We start from the raw sequence: 459 nt of genomic DNA, 5'->3' as shown, positions 1-459 counted from the left end.
GTACTTCATACTTGCTCCAGCTTCTAACTGTAAAACAGCATGTGTATGTCGTAAAGAGTGAATTGGTAAAGATGGTAAATTCGCTTTCTTTAAAATTCTAGAGAAAGAATTGAAAAGACTGGATTTAGGTAGATAATTTCCATCGTTTCTACAGAAAACCAAATTTATTTCAAAGTAGTAACAATCATTTAATGCGATTTTATTTTGATTTTGATATTTCTTATGAAAGTGCAAATCATTTGATAGTCCTTCGCTAATGGTGATAGTACGCTTTGAATTATAGTTCTTGGTATCTCCGAACATCATTTCAGGATTTTTAGAAGCTAATCTGAAATCCAATGATTTACTTATAGTAATTGTTTTTTCATATCAGTCCATTGAAGCGCGGCAGCTTCACCTTTCCTCATACCAGTTTCAATTAGAGTTTTATAAAAAATCCCGTAAATATAATCATATTTA

1 pseudogene is annotated in these 459 nt (G+C 30.7%); it reads right to left on the bottom strand.

Annotated features, from left to right (window positions below):
- A pseudogene (locus KI369_RS28940) lies at positions 1-459 on the bottom strand (site-specific integrase); the annotation flags it as partial.

The organism is Bacillus sanguinis, assembly GCF_018332475.1.
GTDB classification, from domain to species: Bacteria; Bacillota; Bacilli; order Bacillales; family Bacillaceae_G; genus Bacillus_A; species Bacillus_A sanguinis.
The sequence above is the reverse complement of the archived record's forward strand: the minus strand, read 5'-3'. Positions and strand labels throughout refer to the sequence as shown.